The sequence below is a fragment of the uncultured Chitinophaga sp. genome, from assembly GCF_937874145.1.
Classification (GTDB): domain Bacteria; phylum Bacteroidota; class Bacteroidia; order Chitinophagales; family Chitinophagaceae; genus Chitinophaga.
The window spans coordinates 1-3687 of sequence record NZ_CALNBI010000019.1 but is presented as its reverse complement, the minus strand read 5'-3'; the positions used below and the strand labels follow the sequence as shown (position 1 = coordinate 3687).

General features: G+C 58.9%; 3 protein-coding genes. 1 reads left to right on the top strand and 2 read right to left on the bottom strand.

From position 1 onward, the window contains the following. A partial coding sequence (locus Q0510_RS00615) for an AAA family ATPase (protein ID WP_298707297.1) occupies positions 1-1145 on the bottom strand: 1145 nt, incomplete at its 3' end. A 29-nt stretch (positions 1146-1174) separates the two neighbouring features. Continuing rightward, positions 1175-2326, bottom strand: coding sequence for a putative sensor domain DACNV-containing protein (locus Q0510_RS00610; protein ID WP_298707295.1), 1152 nt, complete (start codon positions 2324-2326; stop codon positions 1175-1177). 195 nt (positions 2327-2521) lie between these two features. Between Q0510_RS00610 and Q0510_RS00605 the strand changes: the two genes are divergently transcribed. Further along, a partial coding sequence (locus Q0510_RS00605) for a PKD domain-containing protein (RefSeq protein WP_298707294.1) occupies positions 2522-3687 on the top strand: 1166 nt, incomplete at its 3' end.

Below are 3687 nucleotides of genomic sequence, written 5' to 3'. Positions count from 1 at the left end.
TCCAGCTTCGCTTCCACGGCCATATCGATCACGGCTTCGATGTCGGCGCCGGAGAACTCGGGGATCTGTTTGCTGATGGATGCATAATCGATCTGCTCCACCGGTTTGTTCTGCAATTTTTTCTGCAGCATGGCCGTGCGCGCGGGCTGGTCCGGCGGCGGAACGAAAATCATCCGGTCGAACCGGCCGGGCCGGCGGAACGCGGGGTCCATGTGCCAGGGCGTATTGGTGGCGCCGAGGATGAGGATGCCGGAATTGTCGTATTCCACGCCGTCGAGCTCCTGCAAAAACTGGTTGATCAGCTGCCGCCCGGCAGATTGCTTCATATCGCTGCGGTTGGCGCCGATGGCGTCGATTTCGTCGAAAAACAGCACGCAGGGCGTATTATTCCGTGCATACTCGAAAATCCGGTGCAGGTTCTTTTCACTGTTGCCGAGGTACATGTCCAGGATCTCGTTCAGGCCTACGTTGATGAAGCGTGCATTCACCTGTCCTGCCGTCGCCTTGGCGATCATGGTCTTGCCGCAGCCCGGAGGCCCGTAGAGCAGAATGCTGCCGCCCGTCTTCTTCCCGTAAGCGGCATACAGCTCGGGGTGCTGCATGGGCCGGATAATCTTGACGTCGATCTCCTTTTTCACATGCTCCATCCCGCTCACATCCGTAAACGTTATATCGGGCTTCTGCATGAATTGGGTGATATTGTCATCATCGTATTCCTCGTCGTCGTCAGACAGGTCGCCGGAATAACTGCGGACGCGCAGCTTGCTGTCCAGTTCCGGATCGGAGAATTCGGGATGGAGGTCGAGCAGTTGCTGGTAGGTGCGGGCTGCCGTGTCCATATCGTTTTCCTTCAGGGAGGAGCGGGTATAGAGCAGGAGCACGTCGAGGTTATCGGGCTGTGTGCGCAGGAGGTCTTCCAGGATGACGTTGCAGGTGGCGTAGGCGCCTTTGCGGTAATACACTTTGGCCAGGCCGATGAGGGCTTTTTCGCCGGGGGCTTTGCCCAGGGCTTCGCGGAACTCCTGCTCGGCTTCGTCGAAGCGCTCCATTTGCAGGAGGGTTTCGGCGAGGTGGAGGCGCAGCGGCACATTGTCGGGCGAGTATTTCAGCGCCTCGCGGAGGCTGTCGATCGTTTGTTGTGACATAGCTTTGAAATCAGGGATCAGAAAATAGGTCAGATGAGCAGCACGTCGATCCGGTGCGCCATCACGATCTGCGATTCGGGTGACCAGGAGAAGACGGTGAAATACCCATCCTGGGATGCCACCAGTGCCTGTGCGTCGCGTTGGTCGAACACGAACTGCGCGGCGGAAAGGTGGCGGGTGCCGCCGAGGCGGGAAGGATGCATGAGCAGCGGCTGGCGGTCGGTCACCGGCTCGGTCAGCAACACTTCCTCGATGGGCCGTGAAGCGCCCGCGCGGGTGATCTTGGCGCCAAATGCCAGCAGCTCGTGGCGGTCGTTGATGACGGTGGCGCCGTCTACCGCCGTGAGCCCCGTGACGTAAGCCACTTCGCGGCGAAGGGCGTTTTGCCAGTAGATTTCGCTGGAAGCTTCGCCGTCCTGCCGGATGAGGTCCGCCACGCCGCTGAAAGCGGGGGACACGGGGTAAGTGAGCGGCTGCACGATGGAATCTTTCCATTTTTCGTGCTGGTGCGGGGTGACCAGCAGGGTGCCCCCGCGCCGGTGCGCCCGCATCGACACCGCGATCTGTATCAGTACGTTCACCGGGTGATTCCAGAGCGGGGAGGAGTGAATGCCGAGCAGGGAAGTGAGCATGCCGGGGCAATCCGTCTTGATGCCGCATTGTTCATTCACGACTTTCACCGAATCGCCCTGCAATACGGCCACGTTAATGAACTTGCCGAGCCCTGCTGCACGGCGGTGCTTCACCACCAGGAGCCCCGGTTCCGAAACGTCGAGCACGAAGCAGTATTTCGGTAGGGTGAGCGTGGTGCCCCAGATATACATTTCCCCGTTTTCTTCCCATATCCCCACATGCACGCCCGCGCGCTCCACGCCGGGAGCGAGCTTGGCCAGCACTTTCGGTGAATACGGCAACCGGTGCTCGAACAGCATGGGCTTGCCCGCTTCCGCGGGTTGCAGGTAAGCGATGGATATGCGGGTAGGGAGGCCTTCCTCTTTCCGTAAACTGGCCCAGAATGCCACGTCAATGATCTGCTCGATCAGGCGGGCGGAGGGCACACTGGCCAAACCGTCGTCTTCCTGCCGGGCACGGGCTTCGTCCTGGTGCCGCAGGAAATGCGTTTCAATCGTTCCGGCTACATTTGCAGCGGCCGCGTAGGTGCTGCCATTCTTCCATTCCATAAACACGTTTCTTGGAGGTGCTAATTTAGACATTTCCGGGGCAATCGGGCTATTTAGTCCGGCGCATGCCATCAAACCCGGTGATCGGCACGCTGCCATCTTACCCAAACCAGTAAATTCTGCGTTGTTTTTCCCGTGGCGTTCCCCATCGCATGCTTTTTTGACTATCTTGTACGCCTATCGCCGACTCCTGTCATGAAGAGCGCACTCAGCCTTATTTCCTGCCTGTTTTTTGCGTTGGCTCCCGCATGGGCACAGGTACAGCAGCCATATATTCTCAACGGCTCCGCTACACAGCAGAGCTGCAATTGCTATGTGCTCACGGAAGACCGGCTGCAATCCAGCGGATCGGTATGGAATAAGAATAAAATCAGCCTGAACCAATCCTTCGATTATACTTTCGAAATATTTCTCGGGTGTAAGGACCAGTCCGGGGCCGACGGCATCGGGTTCGTCTTGCAGACAGAAGGCACCAACCTCGGTGGGAACGGGCAGGGACTAGGCTTCCAGGGCATTACGCCTTCGGTGGGCATCCTCATCGATACCTGGCATAACGCAGATGAAAGCGATCCCGCTTTCGATCATATCTCCATTCAAATCAACGGCGAATCGAACCACAGCGCGCCTCAGAATATCGCCGGGCCCACGCAGCTGATCGCGGGGCAGGATAATATTGAAGACTGCCAATGGCACCTGTTCCGCATCCGCTGGAACGCCACGGCGCATCAGTTCGATATCTGGGTCGACGGGCAGCTGCGGCTTACCACGGTGATCGACCTGGTCGGACAAGTTTTCGGCAACGACCCGATGGTGTACTGGGGCTTCGCCGGGGCCACGGCGGGTGCTTCCAACCTGCAGCAATTTTGCGCCGCCCTTCATCCCGAGTTCCAGTTCGACAACGGGCAGATCCTGTGCGACGGTACGCCGGTCACGTTCCGCGACAACTCCAGCACTTTCGGCGCTATTACGCGCTGGTACTGGGATTTGGGCGACGGCACCAAATTAACCGATCCGCTTCCCCCGGCGCACACCTATCCGGCCGCGGGTAAATATGAAGTGAAAATGGTGATCGAAGACAACAGCGGGTGCATCTCCGACACGCTCCGCAATACCGTCACCATCGGCTCCTGGCCCGAAACCGCTTTTACGCCGGACCGGCTTTGCCTGGGCGATCCGTTGCAATTAAACGATGCCACCAAAATAGAAGTAGGCAGCCCCGGCAGCTGGCGCTGGAACTTCGGCGGTGGCCGTACTTCCACCACGCGAAATCCCCTGGCGCCCTTCACCGCGCCCGGTACGTATCCGGTTACGCTGGAAGCCACGTCGGCAGAAGGTTGTGCTGCAACCGTCACACAGAACGT